Origin of the sequence: Microbacterium testaceum StLB037, assembly GCF_008763945.1 — a bacterium.
GTDB classification, from domain to species: Bacteria; Actinomycetota; Actinomycetes; order Actinomycetales; family Microbacteriaceae; genus Microbacterium; species Microbacterium testaceum_G.
Genome location: NZ_VTQH01000001.1, coordinates 433,101 through 451,939 on the forward strand (window position 1 = coordinate 433,101; position 18,839 = coordinate 451,939).

Here is an 18,839-nt window from a genome sequence, read left to right on the forward strand (position 1 = left end):
CCTGCGCCGGGCGGTCGCGCTCGAGAAGTGCGGTCACGTGTCGTCCCCTTTCAGTAGGCTAGGAACCGATGTCTTCGCTCGGGTATTCCCCTTCCGCCGCCACTCCCCGCGGCGAGTGGGACGCGCCCGTCGCCGACGGCCCCCTGGATGCCACGGTCACCGTGCCCGGATCCAAGTCGCTGACCAATCGCGAACTGATCCTCGCCGCCATCGCCGACGGCCCCGGAACCCTGCACGGGCCCCTGCACTCCGACGACTCCGCCCGCATGGTCGATGCGCTGCGCGTCCTCGGCGTCGGCATCGAAGAGATCGACACGGGGTCCCCCTTCGGGCCCGATCTGCTCGTCACGCCCCCGTCCTCTTTCACGGGCGAGGGCACGATCGACTGCGGACAGGCCGGAACCGTCATGCGCTTCATCGCGCCCGTCGCGGGTTTCGCCCGGGGCGACGTCCGCGTCACCGCGCACGAGAGCGCGCTGCACCGGCCGATGGGCGCCATGATCCACGCCCTGCGCGACGTGGGCGTCGACATCGACGACGGCGGCCACTGGGCCCTGCCTTTCTCGGTCCGCGGGCACGGACACGTGCGCGGCGGCGAGGTCGAGATCGACGCGAGTCAGTCGAGCCAGTTCGTCTCCGGCCTGCTGCTGGCGGCCGCGCGGTTCGACGTCGGGCTCCACCTGCGCCACGTCGGCTCGAGGCTGCCGAGCATCCCCCACATCGACATGACCGTCGAAGCGCTCGCCCATCGCGCGGTGCACGTCGAACGCCCCGCCCCCGGCGAGTGGATCGTCCCGGCGGGACCGGTGCGGGCGAAAGACGTCGCGATCGAGCCCGACCTGTCGAACGCCTCGCCGTTCCTGGCCGCGGCGATGGTCACGGGCGGCTCCGTGAGCGTGACGGGCTGGCCCCTGCACAGCACGCAGCCGGGCGCCCTCCTCGTCGACATCCTCACCGAGATGGGGGCTCGCGTCAGCCGTCGTAGCGGCGCCCTCACGGTGGCCGCCGGAGACGAGGGCATCCTGGGCGTCGAGCTCGATCTGTCGGCGGCCGGCGAGCTGGCTCCGACCCTTTTCGGTCTCGCGGCCTTCGCCGACGGGCCCACCACACTTCACGGCATCGGGCACATCCGCGGGCACGAGACCGACCGCATCGCGGCTCTCGTGGGCAACCTGCGCTCGCTCGGCGGCGAGGCGCACGAGCTCGACGACGGCATCCGCATCGTCCCCCGACCGCTGACCGGGGGCGAATGGAAGGCGCACCACGACCACCGTCTGGCCACCACCGGTGCCCTGATCGGCCTGCGGGTGCCCGGCGTGCGCATCGACGACATCGGCACGACCGCCAAGACGCTTCCCCAGTTCGCCGCCCTGTGGAAGAACATGCTGGGTCCGGATGCCGCGGGCGCGTGAGCGATGAGCTGGCTCGACGACGGCGATGACGACGACGACCTGGAGTTCGACGAGTCGTCGATCCGGGTCCGTCCCAATCCCAAAGCCAACAGACCGCGCACCAAGCGGCGCCCGGCTCACGCCGACGCGCAGATCGCCCGGGTGCTCGGTGTTGATCGCGGCCGATACACGGTCCTCGTCGACGAGGACGGCCCCGATGAGCGACGGGTGCTGGCCACGCGTGCCCGCGAGCTGCGCAAGCAGCCCATCGTCAACGGTGACCGCGCGCGCGTCGTCGGCGACCTGTCGGGAGATGAGGGCACCCTCGGGCGCATCGTCGGCCTCGAGGAGCGCACCTCGCTGCTGCGCCGCAGCGCCGACGACACCGACCAGGTCGAGCGGGTCATCGTCGCCAACGCCGACCAGATGCTCATCGTGGTCGCCGCGGCCGACCCCGAACCCCGCGCCCGTCTCGTCGACCGCTACCTGGTCGCGGCGCTGGATGCCGGCATCCGTCCCCTTCTCGTCGTCACCAAGACCGACCTGGCCGATCCGACCGAGTTCCTCGCGCACTTCGTCGGCCTCGACCTGCGGGTGTTCACCAGCGCCCGAGGCGAGATGCCCCTCGACGAGATCGGCGAGGCGCTCGTGGGCCACTCGACGGTGTTCGTCGGACACTCCGGGGTCGGCAAGTCGACGCTCGTCAACGCCCTCACGGGGTCGGAGCGCGCGATCGGTCACGTCAACACCGTGACCGGCCGGGGCCGCCACACCTCATCGTCGGCGGTATCGCTGCGCTACCGCGGCCGCGACGGCTCGGGGTGGGTCATCGACACCCCGGGGGTGCGGTCGTTCGGCCTGGGCCACGTCGACCCCGCGCACGTGCTCGGCGCCTTCACCGACCTCGCCGAGGTCGCCGAGGAGTGCCCGCGCGGCTGCACGCACCTGCCCGACGCCCCCGACTGCGCGATCATCGAGGCGGTCGAGTCCGGACGCCTCGGCCCCGGAGCCCCCGCGCGGCTCGATTCCCTGCAGCGCCTGCTGACGACGTTCCAGGGCATCGAGCGTTCTAGGCTGGACGGGTGACGAATCTCGCAAAGGGCGATATCGCCCCCGACTTCACCCTCCTCGACCAGGACGAACACCCCGTCTCGCTGGGCGACTTCCGCGGCCGCCGCGTGATCCTCTACTTCTACCCCGCGGCCCAGACCCCGGGATGCACCACCCAGGCGTGCGACTTCCGCGACAGCCTCGCCTCGCTGCAGGGCGCCGGCTACACGGTGCTCGGCATCTCGCGCGACACTCCTGAGAAGCTGCGCGCCTTCCGCGACAGCGACGGGCTGACCTTCCCGCTGCTGAGCGATGCCGATCACGCCGTCCACGAGGCCTACGGCGCGTGGGGCGAGAAGCAGAACTACGGCAAGACCGTCACCGGTGTGCTGCGCTCCACCTTCGTCGTCGACGAGGACGGGAAGATCGTCGAGGCGATGTACAACGTCAAGGCCACCGGTCACGTGGCGCGACTGCGCAAGACCCTGGGTCTCGCCGCGGCCTGACCCGACGGATGCCGAGACCCCGCCGCGCGAGAGCGTCTGGCGGGGTCTTCGCGTTGCGGCGGGGGGGCTCAGCCGTCGTCGCGACGGCGGGGAGCGGCCGCGCGCACGGCCAGCACGAGCAGGACCAGACCGACAACTGCCGGGACGGCGATGAGCACGGCGATGCCGGGAGCCGCCCACTCCCCCGTCACGGCGCCGATGGCCACCGACAGGATGAGCAGCTGGGTCACGATGCCGCCGGATCGACCGGCCGAGACCTCGCGAGCGGTCGCGACGGCGAAGGCACCGACGATCGCCGCCCCGATCACCGTGAGGACGATGAGGGCGACCGAGCTCACCACGGAGTCGGTGTCGCCGCCGATGAGGGCGACCGTCTGCCAGCCCGCGAGGGCCAGGATGCCGAGGCTCTCGAGGCCCAGGAGAGCCGCGGCCGCAAGACGAATCGGCATCCGGAAAGCCTCCCCGGCGGGCGCACCTGCGCCGTTACGATCTGGAAACCTCGCGGTTACCTCTTGATCAGGCGGAATCGCTATGGGAGCATGGAACAAGCCGTGTGCTCCCACAGCGAAGTGGGGCGAGCAATCGCTCGCGTTCCCACCAGGGTACCGGACCCGAATCCCGGTGCCGAATCGACCAATTTTCTGTTACAAGGAGCACCCCCATGGATTGGCGCGACAAAGCAGCCTGCCTCACCGTCGACCCCGAACTGTTCTTCCCTGTCGGCAACACCGGCCCCGCGGTCGACCAGATCGAGAAGGCCAAGTCGGTCTGCGCACGCTGCACCGTCACCGAGGTCTGCCTGCAGTACGCCCTCGAGTCCGGCCAGGACTCGGGCGTCTGGGGCGGCCTGAGCGAAGACGAGCGTCGCGCGCTCAAGCGCCGCGCCGCCCGCGCCCGCCGCGCCTCCTGACCACAGGTTCCCCGAAGAAGCCCGCCCCTCCGGGGGCGGGCTTCTTCGCGTCGGCGGGGATGCGGCGAGCGCACGTCGGCTCGCAGATGGGCGGTTCGCTCGCAGCGTGGCATCCGGAATCTGCGAGGAACGCACCCTTCTGCGAGCTTCGCGCCCTCCCGGATGCGGGCGCGCGGCGACACCCGAGAGCATCGGATGCCGTGCGACGACCCGTCAGGCGGCGGAACCGCCGATGTAGCGCAGGGGGATCTCGATCGTGACCTCGGTGCCGCTGCCCATCAGCGTGTGCCAGTCGATCGTGCCGCCGAGCTCGCCCTGGATCAGCGTGCGGACGATCTGCGTGCCGAGGCCGCGGCCGACCTGTCCTTCCGGCAGCCCGACGCCCGTGTCGCGCACGCTGACCTCGAGCATCTCGCCGGTGCGTTCGGCCGCGATCTCGACATCGCCCTCTTGCCCGGCGAGGCCGTGCTCCACGGCGTTCGTCACGAGCTCGGTGAGGGCCAGGGCCAAGGGGGTCGCGAACTGGCTCGGCAGGGTTCCGAACTTGCCCGTCGTGCGGGTGCGCGCCCGGGTGTTCGGCGCCGCCGCGACCTCGGCGACGAGCTTGAGCACGCGGGCGAAGACGTCGTCGAAGTCGACGTTCTGCGCGAGCCCCTCGGACAGGGTGTCGTGCACCACGGCGATCGCGGAGACGCGGCGCATGGCCTGTGTGAGGGCGTCGCGCGCCTCATCGGAGTGCGTGCGCCGGGCCTGGATCCGCAGCAGTGAGGCGACCGTCTGCAGGTTGTTCTTGACGCGGTGGTGAATCTCTCTGATCGTGGCGTCCTTGGTGATGAGCTCCTGCTCCTGGTGGCGGATCTCGGTGACGTCGCGACTCAGCACGATCGCGCCGATGCGGGTGCCGCGGTCGCGCAGCGGAATGGTCCGCAGCGACACCTGCACACCGCGCGCCTCCATGTCGGCGCGCCACGGCGCCCGGCCGCTCACCACGACGGGCAGCGACTCGTCGACGTCCTGCCGCTTGGCGGGGAGGATGCGGGCGGTCACCTCGGCGAGCGACTCGCCCTCGAGCTCGTCGTCGAAGCCCATGCGGTTGAACGCCGAGAGGGCGTTCGGGCTCGCGAAGGTCGTGATGCCGTCGACGTCGAGGCGGATGAGTCCGTCCGAGGCGCGCGGGGCGCCTCGGCGCGGAGCCGTCGGGGCCGACAGGTCGGGGAACTCGGCGGAGGCGATCATGCCGAACACGTCGTCGGCGCAGTCGTTGAAGGTGATCTGCTGGCGCGACGGCGTGCGCGTCTCGCCGAGGTTGGTGTGGCGGGTGAGCACGCCCACCGTCGTGACCGCGTGGCCTTCGCGCGAGAGCTCGCGCACGATCGGCACCGCGCGCACGCGTGTGGGCGTCTCTTCAAACCAGTCGGGGGATGCCGAGTCGACGATGCGGCCGCTCTGGAAGGCCTCGCGCACCTGGGTGCGCCACTGCGGACGGACCCGGTCGCCGACGATGTCGCGGTAGAAGAGCGTCGCCGCTCCCCCGGGCCGCGTGTGAGCGACGGCGACGAAGGAGTCGTCGGGGGTCGGAACCCAGATCACGATGTCGGCGAAGGCCAGGTCGGCGAGCAGCTGTCCGTCGCCGGCGAGCCGGTGCAGCCACTCGACGTCCGCCTCGCTGGAGCGGCCCTGGGCGTAGACGAGTTCACTGAGTGTCGACACCCCTCCACCCTAGAGGGACCCACCCCGCGGGCAGGGCCGTCGTGGGTATCACCCGTGGGCCAGGGGTGAATCGTCGGATGAAGAAGGACGGACTCCAACAACGCGCTGAGGGGCGATCTGCCGCGTCGCTCCTGGCACCGAACGGCGGAACGTCCGCGCTCGTACGGGCGTGCGGGTGGACGACGGGTGAGATCCGGGCGTCCCCAGAAGAGTGGACATCGTGACCCCGTGGCGAGGGGAATCTCACCCCTCGGACGAGTCCAGATGCTGCACGACGCCGCCCCGCTCGAGATGGCGGGCCGCTCGCTCTGCCCGTCGGCTCACGCCGCGGATGCCCGTCGATCTCGACGGCCTCGACGACGCCCGTGCCGGCCGCGCCGGGATCACGCGCCACTCGGCTCCTCGTCCTGCTGTCGCAGGGGCCGGCCTCGCTTGTCTCTACCGACGCTGCATCTCCCGGCACGAGGGCCCTCCGCCGTTCCTCCCCCGCCTCACCCCGCGGGCGATCTATCCACAGACCCAGCGAATCCGTCAGCGGGTATGCGTGCACCGGCCTACTGTCGGCGACATTCCCGCACCGCTGGACGCACGACCGAGAGATTGAGGAATCATGCCCGAAGCAGCCCGGCGCCGCGAGGCCGAACGACGCTCACAGCAGAACGCACGGAATCTGAGCAACCTCGGGACGAACGCGCCCGCCGGAGGCCACTCGACCATCGAGGTCTTCGTCGGCAACATGGTTCGCGGGATCCTCGAGGTGATCGCCGGCGTCCGGGACTCCGAGCAGTTGGCCCGGTGGATGACGGACGACGTCTATCGCACGCTGGTCACGCGCATGAACCTCACCACGCGCGCTCGGAGCGCCCGATCCGTCCAGGTCTACCGCGTCCGACACGAGATCCGCAGCGTCCATCTCTCCTCCCCGCGAGAGGGCATCATCGAGGCGACGGTCATCGTGACGGGCCGCATGCGCACACGAGCCGTGGCCCTGCGCCTCGAATCCTTCCGACGTCGCTGGCGCATCACCGATCTCCACCTCCTGTGACGGGCGGTGAGAGCTGCCGACGAGTGTCAGGGCCGCCAGGACGCCAGGAAGTTGCCGAGCCGCTCGATCGCGTCGCTGATCACACGGGCTTCGGGAAGCGTCACGATGCGCACGTGGTCGGTGGCGGGCCAGTTGAAGCCCGATCCCTGCACGAGCAGCACGTGCTCGGCGAGAAGGAAGTCGCGCACGAACTTGCCGTCGTCGGGGATCTCGTACACGTCCGGGTCGAAGCGCGGGAACGCGTACAGGGCGCCGCGCGGCATGACGCACGAGACGCCGGGGATCGCCTCCAGGCCCTGCCACGCGGCATCCCTCTGCTCGTGAAGACGACCCGTCGGGGCGATGAGCGCGTCGATGGACTGCACCCCCGAGAGCGCCGCCTGGACCGCGAACTGCGCGGGGACGTTGGGGCAGAGACGAGTGGATGCCAGCAGGTTGATGCCGTGGAGGAATCCCTGCGCGTGCTCCTTCGGGCCGGTGATCGCCAGCCACCCTGAGCGGTAGCCGGCCACGCGGTAGGTCTTGGACAGGCCGTTGAAGGTGAGGCAGAGCAGGTCGGGGGCGACCGTGGCCATCGGGATGTGGACGGCGTCGTCGAAGAGGATGCGGTCGTAGATCTCATCCGCCAGCACCAGCAGCGAGTGCTCGCGGGCGATGTCGGCGATCCCTTCGAGGATCTCGCGCGAGTACACCGCACCCGTGGGGTTGTTGGGGTTGATGACGACGATCGCCTTGGTGCGGGGCGTGACCTTCGAGCGGATGTCGTCGAGGTCGGGCTGCCACTCGCGCTGTTCGTCGCAGAGGTAGTGGACGGGAGTTCCTCCGCCGAGGCTCGTCATCGCCGTCCACAGCGGATAGTCGGGGGCGGGGATGAGCACCTCGTCGCCCTCGTCGAGCAGCGCCTGCATGGTCATCGTGATGAGCTCGGACACGCCGTTGCCCAGGAACACGTGAGCGGGGTCGAGGTGCGGGAAGTCGGGCTCCTGCTCGTACCGCGAGACGACGGCACGACGAGCGGAGAGGATGCCGCGGCTGTCGCTGTAGCCGTGGGCGTTCGGAACCGAGGCGATCATGTCGCGCACGATCTGGTGCGGCGCCTCGAAGCCGAAGATCGCCGGGTTGCCGGTGTTGAGCTTGAGGATCGAGTGCCCTTCGGCCTCTAGACGGTCGGCCTCGACGAGGGCCTCCCCGCGGATCTCGTACAGGACGTCCTTCAGCTTGGATGACTGGTCGAGGGGGCGCAGCGGGCTCATCGGTTCAGGATATCCCCGCCCGCATCCGGCCAATCGACACCGCGTGGACCGCTCGACCGGGTGACCACCGACCGCTCAGCCCTGCCGGGATGGCCCCGGAAACGACGGATGCCGCGCCCGGGACCTCGGGGCGCGGCATCCGTTCTCGTTTACTACTTCTTGGCGGCGCGGCGGTCGGCGCGGTTGTTCGCCGCGGGCTCGTCTGTCGACGCCACCCGCTGCCCGAAGGCTCCACGCGCGGCGGGCGCCGCCTGCTCGGCCGCGGGCTCGGCCTGCTGGCCGGCCTGGCGGAGGCGGTTGGTGGCCGCCTGCTGAACCTGGCCGCGATCGTTGCGGACCTCGACCTCGCCGGCGTCATTCGCCGCGGAGTACTCGAGGCGCTGCGTCTCGACGGGCGTCGGGGCGAGCCCCTTGGCCTCGACCTGCGCCTCGTCTCCCTCGACCTTCCGCACCTCGACCTCGAGGTTGTAGAGGAAGCCGACCGACTCCTCCTTGATCTGCCCCATCATCGACTGGAACATCTGGTAGCCCTCGCGCTGGTACTCGATGAGCGGGTCGCGCTGGGCCATCGCGCGCAGGCCGATGCCGTCCTTCAGGTAGTCCATCTCGTAGAGGTGCTCGCGCCAGCGGCGGTCGAGCACCTGCAGCACGACGCGACGCTCGAGCTCGCGCAGGGCCTGCTCGCCGAGCGACTTCTCCCGGTTCTCGTAGGCGATGCGGGCGTCGGAGATGATCTCGCGCTTGAGCCCATCGGGGGTGATGCGTCCCTTGTTGCCGCCGGCCTCGGCCACGACCTCATCGATCGTGACGCTCACCGGGTACATCGTCTTCAGTTCGGTCCACAGGGCGTCGAAGTCCCACGACTCGGTGTGACCCGACCCGGTGTGGTCGTCGATGACGGCGGTGATCGCATCTTCGATGAAGTGCTGCACGCGGTCGGCGATGTCGTCGCCCTGGAGCATGTGGCGGCGGTCGGCGTAGATGGCTTCGCGCTGACGGTTCAGGACGTCGTCGTACTTGAGGACGTTCTTACGCATCTCGGCGTTGCGCGACTCGACCTGCGACTGCGCGCTCTTGATCGCGCGCGAGACCAGACCCGACTCGATCGCGACGTCGTCGGGGAAGTTCGTGCGGGCGAGGATCGCCTCGGCCGCGCCCGACTGGAACAGACGCATGAGGTCGTCGGTGAGCGAGAGGTAGAAGCGGCTCTCACCGGGGTCGCCCTGGCGCCCCGAGCGACCGCGCAGCTGGTTGTCGATGCGGCGCGACTCGTGGCGCTCGGTGCCGAGCACGTACAGACCGCCCGCCTCGACGACCTTCGCGGCCTCTTCGGCGACGGCGTCGCGCATGCCCTGATACACGGTGTCCCACTCGGACTCGTACGCCTCGGGGGTCTCGACGGGGTCGAGGTTCTTCGCCTTCATCTCCTGCACGGCGAGGAACTCGGCGTTTCCGCCGAGCATGATGTCGGTTCCGCGGCCGGCCATGTTGGTGGCGACCGTGACGGCACCCAGGCGTCCCGCGCGCGCGACGATCTCGGCCTCACGCGCGTGGTTCTTGGCGTTCAGCACCTCGTGGCGCACGCCCTTCTTCGCCAGCAGGCGGGAGAGGTACTCGCTCTTCTCGACGCTCGTGGTGCCCACGAGGACGGGCTGGCCCTTCTCGTGACGCTCGACGATGTCTTCGACGACCTGCGCGAACTTCGCGGTCTCGTTCTTGTAGACGAGGTCGGGCTGGTCCTTGCGGATCATCGGCTTGTTGGTGGGGATGGGCACCACGCCGAGCTTGTACGTCGACATGAACTCGGCCGCCTCGGTCTCGGCGGTACCGGTCATGCCGGCGAGCTTGTCGTAGAGGCGGAAGTAGTTCTGCAGGGTGACCGTGGCGAGGGTCTGGTTCTCGGCCTTGACCGGAACGCCCTCCTTCGCCTCGATGGCCTGGTGGATGCCCTCGTTGTAACGGCGACCGACGAGGATGCGACCGGTGTGCTCGTCGACGATCATGACCTCGTCGTTCATGACGACGTAGTCGGTGTCGCGCTTGAACAGCGCGATCGCCTTGATCGAGTTGTTCAGGAACGAGATGAGCGGGGTGTTCGCCGACTCGTACAGGTTGTCGATGCCGAGGTAGTCCTCGACCTTCTCGATACCGGGCTCGAGTACGCCGATCGTGCGCTTCTTCTCGTCGACTTCGTAGTCGACCCCGGCCTCGAGGGTGCGGGCGAGCTTGGCGAACTCCGCGAACCAGCGGTTGGCTTCACCGGATGCCGGACCCGAGATGATCAGAGGGGTACGGGCCTCGTCGATGAGGATCGAGTCGACCTCGTCGACGATGGCGTAGAAGTGACCGCGCTGCACGAGGTCTTCCTTGCGCCACGCCATGTTGTCGCGGAGGTAATCGAAGCCGAACTCGTTGTTCGTGCCGTAGCTGATGTCGGCCTCGTACTGCTCGCGGCGCACCTCGGGGGTCTGTCCGGCGACGACCGTTCCCGTTGTCATGCCGAGGGCGCGGTAGACGCGGCCCATGAGCTCGGACTGATAGCTCGCGAGGAAGTCGTTGACGGTGATGACGTGGACGCCCTGGCCGGCGATCGCGTTGAGGTACGCGGGCAGCGCCGCGGTCAGCGTCTTGCCCTCACCCGTCTTCATCTCGGCGATGTTGCCGAGGTGAAGAGCCGCACCGCCCATGATCTGCACGTCGTAGGGACGCTGACCGAGGGTGCGCTTGGCGGCCTCGCGGACGGCGGCGAACGCCTCGGGCATCAGCTGGTCGAGCGTCTCTCCGGCCTCGTAGCGTGCGCGCAGCTCGACGGTCTCGTTGCGCAGCTCGTCGTCGGTGAGCTGCTCGTAGTCCTCTTCGAGCGCCCCGGTCGCCTTCACGACGCCCTGCAGTCGGCGCAGGATGCGGCCCTCGCCGGCGCGCAGCAGTTTCTCGAGCGGATTGGCCACGAAGCATCTCCATCTGTCGGGTGCAGCGTCCGCGTGGACGCCGGCCTGCGAACAGGCATACATCGCCTATGTTATCCGTGTTACCCGTTCGTGACCTGCGAGGAGGCCGCAATCCGCAGACCTCACCGCCCGCCCGTAGCGAACACACGGCGACGCGCGGGAATGCGGCGCTTAGGATCGAGCCATGGCCGGTTTCTGGGGCAAGAGGAAGCGCGAAGAACAGGACGCGGCGGATGCCGATCTGGCACGCCGGGCGGAGCTTGCGATCGTCGCCGCCGACGAGCGCGTGCGCCTGACCTCGGACGAACTCGACTTCGCCCGCGCCGAGCTCGGCGACAAGGCCACCGAAGACCTGGCCGCGGCGCTGGACTCCGTCCGCACCCACCTCGCCGAGGCGTTCCAGCTGCACCAGCTCAACCACGACGAGATCCCCGACACGAAGGAGGAGCTGCGCACGCGCAACGCGCGCATCATCCAGCTCTCGCAGTGGGCCGAAGATCTGCTCGAGGAGCGGACGCAGGTGCTGCAACCGAAGATCGACGCCGTGCGCCGCGCCCCCGAGACGCTGGCCCGCGTGCGCGCCGATCGCGACCGTCTCGCCGAACGCATCCCCAACGCCCGCGAGGTCGTCGACCGGCTCTCGCGGCGTTACAGCGACTCCGCCCTGGCGCAGATCGGCGGGAACCCCGACGAGATCGAGCAGCTCCTCGATTTCGCCGTGCACACCGCTGCCGTCTCGGAGCGTCGGCGCGAGGCCGGCCAGCGCGAGCAGGCGTCGGTCGCCCTCGAGGCCGCCACCGAAGCCGTTCGCCGAGCGGAATCGCTCCTGGATGCCGTGGACACCTTCGAGATCGAAGCGCTCCGCGCCGAGTCCACCCTCGCCGCCGTCGTCGACGACTCCCGCAACGACCTCATCGAGGCGCGACGGGGAGCGCAGACTCCCGCGGTGACCCAGGCCATGGCGACGCTCCAGCAGGCGCTGACCGCACTGCCCGCCTCGGGAACGCGCAGCGACCCCTTCCAGGCGCTGTCGTCGCTGCGCCAGGCCAACGCCGACCTCGACGTCGCCCGCGAGCGCGCGGCCCGCCCCGTCCCCTCCCAGGACCAGGTGGAGCACGCCATCGACGACGCCGACCGTCAGATCGCGGTGGCGCGCGGACTCATCACCGGCCACCGCGGGTGGATCGGCGCCGATGCGCGCACGCGCTTCGTCGAGGCAGAGCGCCTGCGCGCCGGACTGCCGCTCGGGCCCGTAGCGGAGGAGCAGCGCGAGACGGTTCTCGCCACCGCGCGACGCGCCGGGGCCCTGGCATCCGAGGCGCTGCAGATCGCCCAGCGCGACATCGAGCAGTCCCGCCCGGACGACTGGGGCAACGACGGCCGGGGCGGCGGCTACGGCCGCGGCGGCGGCATGGGGGGCGGCAACATGGTCGGCGGCATGCTCGGCGGCCTCGTGATCGGCTCGCTCCTCGGCGACATCTTCGACGGCTGAGTGCGCGCTGTCGCGCGCCGACGGAGCGCGCGGTGGGCGCGTGTCGACATGCGCACATCCTGGTGAAATCCCTGCCCCGAGCGGGTGACGGACATCGACCAGGGCGCCGGGCGCGACCCGCGACCGTGAGTCTGGACGGAGCGTGACGCGAAGCTCGCCACGCTCGGTCAGCTCCCGCACTCTCGCCGAAGGACGGTTCCGCATGAATTCTCCTCACGAAACACCCGAACCACCTCGCACAGGCGGCATTCGTCGTCGTACCGTCCTCACCGGTACGGCGTGGGCCGTTCCCGCGATCGCCGTCACCGCGGCGACCCCCGCGCACGCGGCGTCCGGAACGACGATCACGATCACGCGCGTGCCCGCCGAGACGCTGTCATGCCAGGCAACGACCAGCCCCCTCGTCGCGCACGTCGAATCGGCGAACAACGTGGGTCAGGTCGTGCAGTTCTCGCTCCCGTCGGGCTGGCGGTGGGCGAACGGTAGCGGCAGCTACGTCACCGACAGCGGCGGAAACGCCACCGTCCCCGCCGGTGACATCGTGGCCGGCGTCCGTGTGGGTTCGGTCTCGGCGACGAACTCCGGGGTGACGACGGCCGCGGACCTGCAGGTCGCCGGAACGGGCACGCTCGCCACGGGCTCGAACTCGGTGGCGTTCCCGTCCAACGCCAACTCGCAGATCCTCCGCGTCAACACGAACCTGTCCGGAGCGGTCGTCACGAAGACCACCGGCGACATCTGGTCGTGGTTCGACAACGGCACGTCGAGCGACGAAGCGTGGACGCAGATCGGCACCGGTGCGAACACGAACGCGCAGGCGGCCACGTACGTGTGGGCACCCAACACCAAGGCAGCGCTCTGGGTGAAGTCGGGCGTCCTGCAACTGGGGACCTCCGCGGTGACGTTCCCCTCCGGTGGGAACAGCGATTTCGCGCGCGTCGCGAGCTGCGGCCCCCTGGCGATGGCCCTCAAGTCGAACGGGGACGTCTGGGGCTGGCAGGAGGGCGGGTCCTGGACGCAGCTGGATACGGGGGTCACCGATGATCTGGACCAGATCGCGCCCGTTTGGGACAGCACGGCGGGCAACACCTTCTACTGGGTCAAGAGCGGCGTCGTGAAATCCTCGTCGGGTGCCGTGACGATCGGCACGGGAGAGAATGGCAACGTCGTCCGACTCACCGTGTCGTGGACGAGTGGTGGGGACCGGACGGGCCTATCCGCAGTGCGCGCGAATGGTGACGTCTGGACGTGGAGCCAACGGGCCGGGTGGCAGAAGGTGGCCACCGGCGCCTCGACGAGCCCGGAGCAGACGCACCCTCTGGCGGGCGCCAACGGAAGCCCGACGATGACCATCTCGGGCGGTCAACTCCAGCAGAGTAATCGAGCCGTGCAGATGGGGACCGGGGAATCGAACGACAACTTCCTCCGGGATGCCGTGGCGAGCGCCAGGGTGATCGCCGTCAAGCGAGACGGGTCGCTCTACGACAATTACGGCGGTCGTGCCCCCAACCAGTACGTCAAGATCGCGAGCAACGTCTCCACCGGTTACAGCGAGATGGGCCTCACGGCGAGCTCAAGCGGGTCCCAGCGGTACCGACTCTTCTGGATCACCCCCGCCTCCTGCTGACCGACAGCACGGTGCCCCCGGTCCGAGGACCAGGGGCACCGTCTCAGCTCAGGACGCGACCTCGACGGCGGGTGAGGCCTGGGTCGCGAGGGCGATCACACCGTAGTCCCAGCCCTTGCGGCGGTAGACGACGCTCGGGTGGTCGGTGCGGGCGTCGATGAAGAGGAAGAAGTCGTGGCCGACGAGCTCCATACGGTCGACGGCGTCTTCGACGGTCATCCACTCGGGGCCGAATTCCTTCTGGCGGATGACGACGGGCGTGTAGTCCTCTTCGTCGGTCTCAGCCTCTTGCACGGGGATCGAGCCGGTCGCCACCGCGCGCAGGACCTCGACGGAGGCGGGCTCGACGTCGATTCCGGAGAGCTCTCCGGTGCCCTTCTCGAACTTGGCGCCCCGGGGGTGGTTCCGGGCGTCGATCCGCTTGTCCTTCGCGCGACGCACCTGCTCGGAGATCTTGTCGACCGCGAGGTCGAGGGCCGCGAACTTGTCGGTGTCGGTCGCCTCCGCGCGAACGACCGGGCCCTTGCCGTCGAGCGTGAGCTCGACCGTATCGTCCTCCAGACGACCGTTGCGATAGGAGCGGTGAGTGACCTTGACCTCGAGCGCCTGAGCCCGCGGCGCCAGGTGCTCGATGCGGCTGACCTTCTCTTCGACCACCGAGCGGAAACGATCGGTGATACCGACTCCCACGCCGACGATGTTGGTGTCCATCCGTGACCTCCTTGTTCCGGGTTCCGCCCGGTCTAAGGGCGGAACATCCGTCGCCTTCAGTCATCCCCACGCTAGTAGCCCGACAGTCCCCTGTCACGTCTCAATCACCCGGGATTCACCTCCGAGGTCTCCGCGTTTCGGCGTGTGCGCCAGCGCGACGGCGACCACCTCATCCGCTCCCGCAGCGCGCAACGCCCGCGCCGCCTCGGCCAGGGTCGCCCCCGTGGTCACCACGTCGTCGACCACCACGACCACCCCTCCGGGAAGGGGCCGGCTCACGAACGCTCCCCCGACGTTCTCGCGCCGCGCGTGGCGACCGAGGCCGCGCTGGTCGTCGGTCGCCCGGGCGAGGCGGAGGAGACGCACGTGCCTCCAGCCGGCCCGACGCATCAGCACGTCGAGCGGGCGGAACCCGCGACGACGGAAGGCCGCGCCCGTGCTCGGAACGGTGGTCACGAGCGCGCCGGCGGGTGACGCGAGCCGCAGCACCTCCCCCAGCGCGGGGGCGAGATCGCGCGCGAGGGACGTCCGCCCCTCCTCCTTGAGCGCGCGGACCACGCGGGCCGCGACGCCCTCGAAGGCGAGGGCGCTCGTCACCGTCAGCCCCGGCCCGATCGGGCGGCGCACCGGATGCGCGGCCAGGGCGTCGCGGCATCCGGAGCAGAGGTCTGCATCGACCACGCCGCAGCCGGCGCAGGCGACGGGCAGCCAGAACGTGAGGGCATCACGCAGCGACGCCGAGACGGCGGAGGAGACCGACATGCGCCCAGCGTGACGCGTCGCGTGTCCGCCGGGCGGCGAGATCGCCCCCGTCCGTGGACAACGCGGAGGATCCGCCCCGTGGGGAGGAGCCTCAGGAGGTCGTGCCCTGCTGTGCGGCCAGCACGCGGATGTCGGTGGCGACGAGGGTCCAGGAGCTGCCGCGGCGGCTGTAGAGGCGGCCGGTGCCGTCGAGCACGCGGACGCTCGTGCTCCCGGCGGCGAGGGTCGTCGCGCCGTCGGGCGCCGCGGCTTCGGTCCCGCGACCGCCGACGTTGAGCTCGCGCAGGCGGCTCGCGCCGTCGACGTCGGCGAGCACGCCGATCGTGGTGTCGTCGAGCCACGCCAGATCGAACGCCCCCTGCTGCGAGAACGACAGCACGTGCGGGACGCCGAGATCGACCTCGCCGCCCTCGCGCTGGATGCCGGCCACCCACACCTCCCGCGTCCCCGAAACCGTCACGATCGCGGCTACGCGGGTGCCGTCGCGCGAGATCTGCATGGCGCTGATCTCGGAGGCGTCGGGCCACGCGTTGCCGACGTTGCGCGGTACGCCCTCGGCGGTGATCACCCTCAGCTGGGTCGGGGAAGTGCTCGGCACGCTCCAGATCTCTCCCTCGGCGTCGATCGTGGGGGCGATCAATCCCGAACGTTCGTCGAGGAGGAACGTCCGCCCGTCGGCCAGAGCGCTCGCGACGGCGCCCTGCTGAGTGCGGACGGCCGCCAGGCTGCGGTCGGCCTCGAGCTCGATCGAGGCCGGGGCGAGCGACTCGATCGCCGCGGAGAGCCCGCCGATCGGCTCGACGGCGTCGCCGGTGAGCGAACCGAACGCCCCGGCGGTCGTGACCACCGCGGGAGACGGGTCGACGCGGGTCACACGGACCGAGACCTCCGACGCGGGCACGGGGGTGCCCTCCACGGTCATCTGGACCTCGCTGATGCCCGCGGTCACGAGGCTCTTCGACAGCTGCGTCTGCATGCGATCGAGGGTCGTGCGGTCGAGGCTGAGGGCCGCCCGCGGCAACTGCACCTGGGCGACGCCGCTCGAGGACAGGGTGACCGATCGACCCACGAGGGACAGTTCGTCGGGAAAGGCCGACTTGACCGCGCCGGCGAGCCACGCGCTCGGCTGCCCGTCGACCAGGGCGGTGGCGACGCGGCTGGCCACCAGGGCGCGGGGGAACCAGCGGACATCGGGGACGATGAAGCTCCACGTCGGATCGAAGTACGCGATGGATGCCGACTGGTACACGGTCGGGAACACCTCCTCGTACAGCACGACACCGTCGGGCGCGGAGGTGATGCGCCACTGATCGTCGACGCGGGCGAGGGTGAACGACAGCGACTCCGCGCTGCCGGACGCCGTCGGGGCGTAGGCGCCGTTGGCATCCACCCCCGCCACCGTCGTGAGCGAGACGGTGACGCCGGTGCCGTCGGCGTTGGCTGCGGCGCGACGGTCGGCCAGCCGGTCGATCGTGACGCGGGCACGCGGGTCCCACTGCGTCCCGGATGCCAGGAAGAGCTTCGCCGTGGCCCAGTCGTCGGCGGGACCGGAGCCGGCGCGCAGGAACCCCTCCACGATCTCGGCGGGTGAGGCGTCGTCCTGCGGACCGTCCGGGACGAAGGCGAAGGCCTGGGCGTCGTCGACCTGCGGACCGCGGCCGGGGTTGACGTAGCCGGAGGTCGGGAGCCCGGTGCACGCGGTCAGCGCGAGCACGAGGGCGAGACCGACGAGGGCGAGGGTGCGTCTCATGTCGTCTTCCTCACTCCCGGGCGGGTGGAGATGGGCTGGGTCAGGCCGAGGGCCTCGAGGGCCCCGCCCTGCTCGTCGTCGGGGACCAGGGGCAGGGGCGAGCTGCCGACCGGCTTGCCGTCGCGCGGCAGGGTGAGCAGGAAGTTCGACCCGCGCCCGGGCTCCGACCAGACCGACAGGGTACCCCCGTGGAGTTTGGCGTCGCCGAGCGCGATCGACAGCCCCAGGCCCGTCCCGCCGATGGTGCGCACGCGCGAGGGGTCGGCGCGCCAGAAGCGGTCGAAGACGCGTTCGACGTCGTCGGGGTGCATGCCCAGGCCGAAGTCGCGGACGCCGAGGGCCACGGCATCCCGACCACTGTCGACCGAGACGACGATCGGGCGGCCCTCTCCGTGCTCGATCGCGTTGCCGAGGAGATTGCGGACGATCCGGCGGATGCGTCGGGCATCCATGTCGACGGGCGTGTACCCGCCCGGGGCGACCAGCCGTACGTCGGAGCCGTGCCCCTCGGCGAGCTGCTCCATCGACAGGATCACGTCTTCGGCGAGATGGGCCAGGCTCGTGGGCTCGAGTTCGAGCTGAACCGAACCGGCGTCGTAGCGGCTGATCTCGAGCAGGTCGGTGAGCAGCACCTCGAAGCGCTGCACCTGCGCGTGCAGGAGCTCGGCGGCCCGACCCGTCGCCGGATCGAACTCCTGACGCTGGTCGTTGATCATGTCGGCCGCGAGCTTGATGGTGGTCAGGGGCGTGCGCAGCTCGTGAGAGACGTCGGAGACGAAGCGCTGCTGCACGAGCGAGAGGTCGGCGAGCTCTTTGATCTGCGACTCGATGCTGTCGGCCATGGCGTTGAACGAGCGGTTCAGCGTCGCCAGCTCGTCTTCGCCCCGGACCGGCAGGCGCACCCCCAGATCACCGGCAGCGAGCTTGGCGCTGGTCTCGGCGGCGTCGGCGATGGGAGTCGTCACCGACCTCAGCACGAACCACGCGATCGCACCGATGAGCAGCACGAGCACCAGACCCACCACCCACAGCAGCACCTGCACGAAGGCGAGGGTCTGCGAGGCGCTCGTGAGGTCGTACCCCATGTAGAGCTCATATGAGTCGACGCCGTCCTCGGCGGGGAAACGCAGTTGATGACCGACCAGGATGCCGGGAACCTCGCGGCCGTCGTCGGCGGGAAGCGCCACCGACTGCCACCACTGCAGATCGGGGCTCGACTGCACCTGGGTGCGCAGCGCATCGGTGACCAGGCCGGACTGGAAGGCGGGAGAGATGAAAGGCTGCGGGGCCAGAGGGGGCGGCGGGCCGATGCGGTACAGCGCGATGAGATCGCTCGAGGACTGCTGCGACAGGCGGGTCGCGATGCCGTTCATCAGCGTCTGGGCCGCGGCCGGATCGGTCGAATCGACGGCGGCGTCGAGGGTCGCCTGGGCCGAGGCGGTGGCGCGCTGGGCCTCGAGCAGGACCTGGTCTTTGCGGGCGGTGAACAGCTCGTTCTGGATGACCAGCGCCATCGCGACGCAGGTGACGAGGATCGTCACGGCCGTGAGGGTCACGGTCAGCACGATGGTGCGGAAGCGCAGGGACCGACGCCACAGGGTCGCCAGGCGATCGCGCACCACGCGCCAATCGCGCCATCCCCGCACCCGCGTCCGCGGGAGGGTGCGCACCGCCCCCGTCATGA

At 70.2% G+C, this 18,839-nt stretch carries 15 protein-coding genes; 7 read left to right on the plus strand and 8 right to left on the minus strand.

Translation table 11 applies throughout. The features are described 5' to 3' along the window. The first annotated feature begins 68 nt into the window (after positions 1 to 68). From aroA to bcp, 3 genes are read left to right on the plus strand one after another with little or no spacing between them, the layout of a single operon-like run. Positions 69 to 1,412, plus strand: coding sequence for a 3-phosphoshikimate 1-carboxyvinyltransferase (aroA, locus tag F9B98_RS02120; RefSeq protein WP_150952203.1), 1,344 nt, complete (start codon positions 69 to 71; stop codon positions 1,410 to 1,412). 3 nt (positions 1,413 to 1,415) lie between these two features. Next, on the plus strand, positions 1,416 to 2,477 hold the full coding sequence (rsgA, locus tag F9B98_RS02125) for a ribosome small subunit-dependent GTPase A (RefSeq protein WP_150952206.1): 1,062 nt from the start codon (positions 1,416 to 1,418) through the stop codon (positions 2,475 to 2,477). Further along, on the plus strand, positions 2,474 to 2,947 hold the full coding sequence (gene bcp / locus F9B98_RS02130; RefSeq protein ID WP_150952209.1) for a thioredoxin-dependent thiol peroxidase: 474 nt from the start codon (positions 2,474 to 2,476) through the stop codon (positions 2,945 to 2,947). Before rsgA ends, bcp begins: the two co-directional genes overlap by 4 nt. A gap of 68 nt (positions 2,948 to 3,015) precedes the next feature. On the opposite strand, the gene F9B98_RS02135 is transcribed toward bcp, so the two are convergent. Continuing rightward, entirely contained in the window at positions 3,016 to 3,396 is a 381-nt protein-coding gene (locus tag F9B98_RS02135; RefSeq protein ID WP_150952212.1) for a histidine kinase, read from the minus strand. A 212-nt stretch (positions 3,397 to 3,608) separates the two neighbouring features. Here F9B98_RS02135 and F9B98_RS02140 point away from each other — a divergent pair, with 212 nt between their 5' ends. Further along, a complete protein-coding gene (locus F9B98_RS02140) occupies positions 3,609 to 3,857 on the plus strand; it encodes a WhiB family transcriptional regulator (protein WP_013583608.1) in 249 nt (82 codons plus the stop codon). A 213-nt stretch (positions 3,858 to 4,070) separates the two neighbouring features. Here the strand turns inward: F9B98_RS02140 and F9B98_RS02145 are convergent, their stop codons facing one another. Next, positions 4,071 to 5,567 (minus strand): sensor histidine kinase, encoded by a 1,497-nt coding sequence (locus F9B98_RS02145; protein ID WP_144782276.1) that lies wholly within the window; start codon positions 5,565 to 5,567, stop codon positions 4,071 to 4,073. Positions 5,568 to 6,177: 610 nt separating this feature from the next. On the opposite strand from F9B98_RS02145, the gene F9B98_RS02150 reads away from it, so the two are divergent. Then, positions 6,178 to 6,612: an Rv3235 family protein gene (locus F9B98_RS02150; protein WP_150952215.1), complete on the plus strand. Its 435-nt coding sequence runs from the start codon at positions 6,178 to 6,180 to the stop codon at positions 6,610 to 6,612. A 26-nt stretch (positions 6,613 to 6,638) separates the two neighbouring features. Here the strand turns inward: F9B98_RS02150 and F9B98_RS02155 are convergent, their stop codons facing one another. Beyond that, positions 6,639 to 7,865 (minus strand): pyridoxal phosphate-dependent aminotransferase, encoded by a 1,227-nt coding sequence (locus tag F9B98_RS02155; RefSeq protein WP_150952218.1) that lies wholly within the window; start codon positions 7,863 to 7,865, stop codon positions 6,639 to 6,641. A gap of 152 nt (positions 7,866 to 8,017) precedes the next feature. Beyond that, a complete protein-coding gene (secA, locus tag F9B98_RS02160) occupies positions 8,018 to 10,813 on the minus strand; it encodes a preprotein translocase subunit SecA (protein ID WP_150952220.1) in 2,796 nt (931 codons plus the stop codon). Positions 10,814 to 10,997: 184 nt separating this feature from the next. On the opposite strand from secA, the gene F9B98_RS02165 reads away from it, so the two are divergent. Further along, positions 10,998 to 12,305 carry a hypothetical protein gene (locus tag F9B98_RS02165; RefSeq protein ID WP_150952224.1) on the plus strand — a complete coding sequence of 436 codons (1,308 nt, stop codon included), beginning with the start codon at positions 10,998 to 11,000 and terminating at the stop codon, positions 12,303 to 12,305. 202 nt (positions 12,306 to 12,507) lie between these two features. Next, the gene (locus tag F9B98_RS02170) at positions 12,508 to 13,932 is read left to right on the plus strand and encodes a hypothetical protein (RefSeq protein ID WP_150952227.1); all 1,425 of its coding nucleotides are present in this window, start codon (positions 12,508 to 12,510) and stop codon (positions 13,930 to 13,932) included. Positions 13,933 to 13,980: 48 nt separating this feature from the next. Here F9B98_RS02170 and hpf read toward each other — a convergent pair whose 3' ends face one another. The 4 genes from hpf to mtrB form a co-directional block, all read right to left on the minus strand. Further along, entirely contained in the window at positions 13,981 to 14,643 is a 663-nt protein-coding gene (hpf, locus tag F9B98_RS02175; RefSeq protein WP_150952230.1) for a ribosome hibernation-promoting factor, HPF/YfiA family, read from the minus strand. A gap of 93 nt (positions 14,644 to 14,736) precedes the next feature. Next, a complete protein-coding gene (locus F9B98_RS02180) occupies positions 14,737 to 15,405 on the minus strand; it encodes a ComF family protein (RefSeq protein WP_150952233.1) in 669 nt (222 codons plus the stop codon). Positions 15,406 to 15,496: 91 nt separating this feature from the next. Then, positions 15,497 to 17,155 carry an LpqB family beta-propeller domain-containing protein gene (locus F9B98_RS02185; protein ID WP_150952236.1) on the minus strand — a complete coding sequence of 553 codons (1,659 nt, stop codon included), beginning with the start codon at positions 17,153 to 17,155 and terminating at the stop codon, positions 15,497 to 15,499. Continuing rightward, complete coding sequence (gene mtrB / locus F9B98_RS02190; RefSeq protein ID WP_150952239.1) at positions 17,152 to 18,837, minus strand: MtrAB system histidine kinase MtrB; 1,686 nt, start codon at positions 18,835 to 18,837, stop codon at positions 17,152 to 17,154. Before mtrB ends, F9B98_RS02185 begins: the two co-directional genes overlap by 4 nt. Positions 18,838 to 18,839 lie beyond the last annotated feature (2 nt).

Excerpts from the sequence above, each read along its gene's own strand:
- aroA (WP_150952203.1), top strand. The coding sequence starts at position 69 with ATGTCTTCGCTCGGGTATTCCCCTTCCGCCGCCACTCCCCGCGGCGAG.
- rsgA (WP_150952206.1), top strand. The coding sequence starts at position 1,416 with ATGAGCTGGCTCGACGACGGCGATGACGACGACGACCTGGAGTTCGAC.
- F9B98_RS02135 (WP_150952212.1), bottom strand. The coding sequence starts at position 3,396 with ATGCCGATTCGTCTTGCGGCCGCGGCTCTCCTGGGCCTCGAGAGCCTC.
- F9B98_RS02140 (WP_013583608.1), top strand. The coding sequence starts at position 3,609 with ATGGATTGGCGCGACAAAGCAGCCTGCCTCACCGTCGACCCCGAACTG.
- F9B98_RS02150 (WP_150952215.1), top strand. The coding sequence starts at position 6,178 with ATGCCCGAAGCAGCCCGGCGCCGCGAGGCCGAACGACGCTCACAGCAG.
- F9B98_RS02155 (WP_150952218.1), bottom strand. The coding sequence starts at position 7,865 with ATGAGCCCGCTGCGCCCCCTCGACCAGTCATCCAAGCTGAAGGACGTC.
- F9B98_RS02165 (WP_150952224.1), top strand. The coding sequence starts at position 10,998 with ATGGCCGGTTTCTGGGGCAAGAGGAAGCGCGAAGAACAGGACGCGGCG.
- F9B98_RS02170 (WP_150952227.1), top strand. The coding sequence starts at position 12,508 with ATGAATTCTCCTCACGAAACACCCGAACCACCTCGCACAGGCGGCATT.
- hpf (WP_150952230.1), bottom strand. The coding sequence starts at position 14,643 with ATGGACACCAACATCGTCGGCGTGGGAGTCGGTATCACCGATCGTTTC.
- F9B98_RS02180 (WP_150952233.1), bottom strand. The coding sequence starts at position 15,405 with ATGTCGGTCTCCTCCGCCGTCTCGGCGTCGCTGCGTGATGCCCTCACG.
- F9B98_RS02185 (WP_150952236.1), bottom strand. The coding sequence starts at position 17,155 with ATGAGACGCACCCTCGCCCTCGTCGGTCTCGCCCTCGTGCTCGCGCTG.
- mtrB (WP_150952239.1), bottom strand. The coding sequence starts at position 18,837 with ATGACGGGGGCGGTGCGCACCCTCCCGCGGACGCGGGTGCGGGGATGG.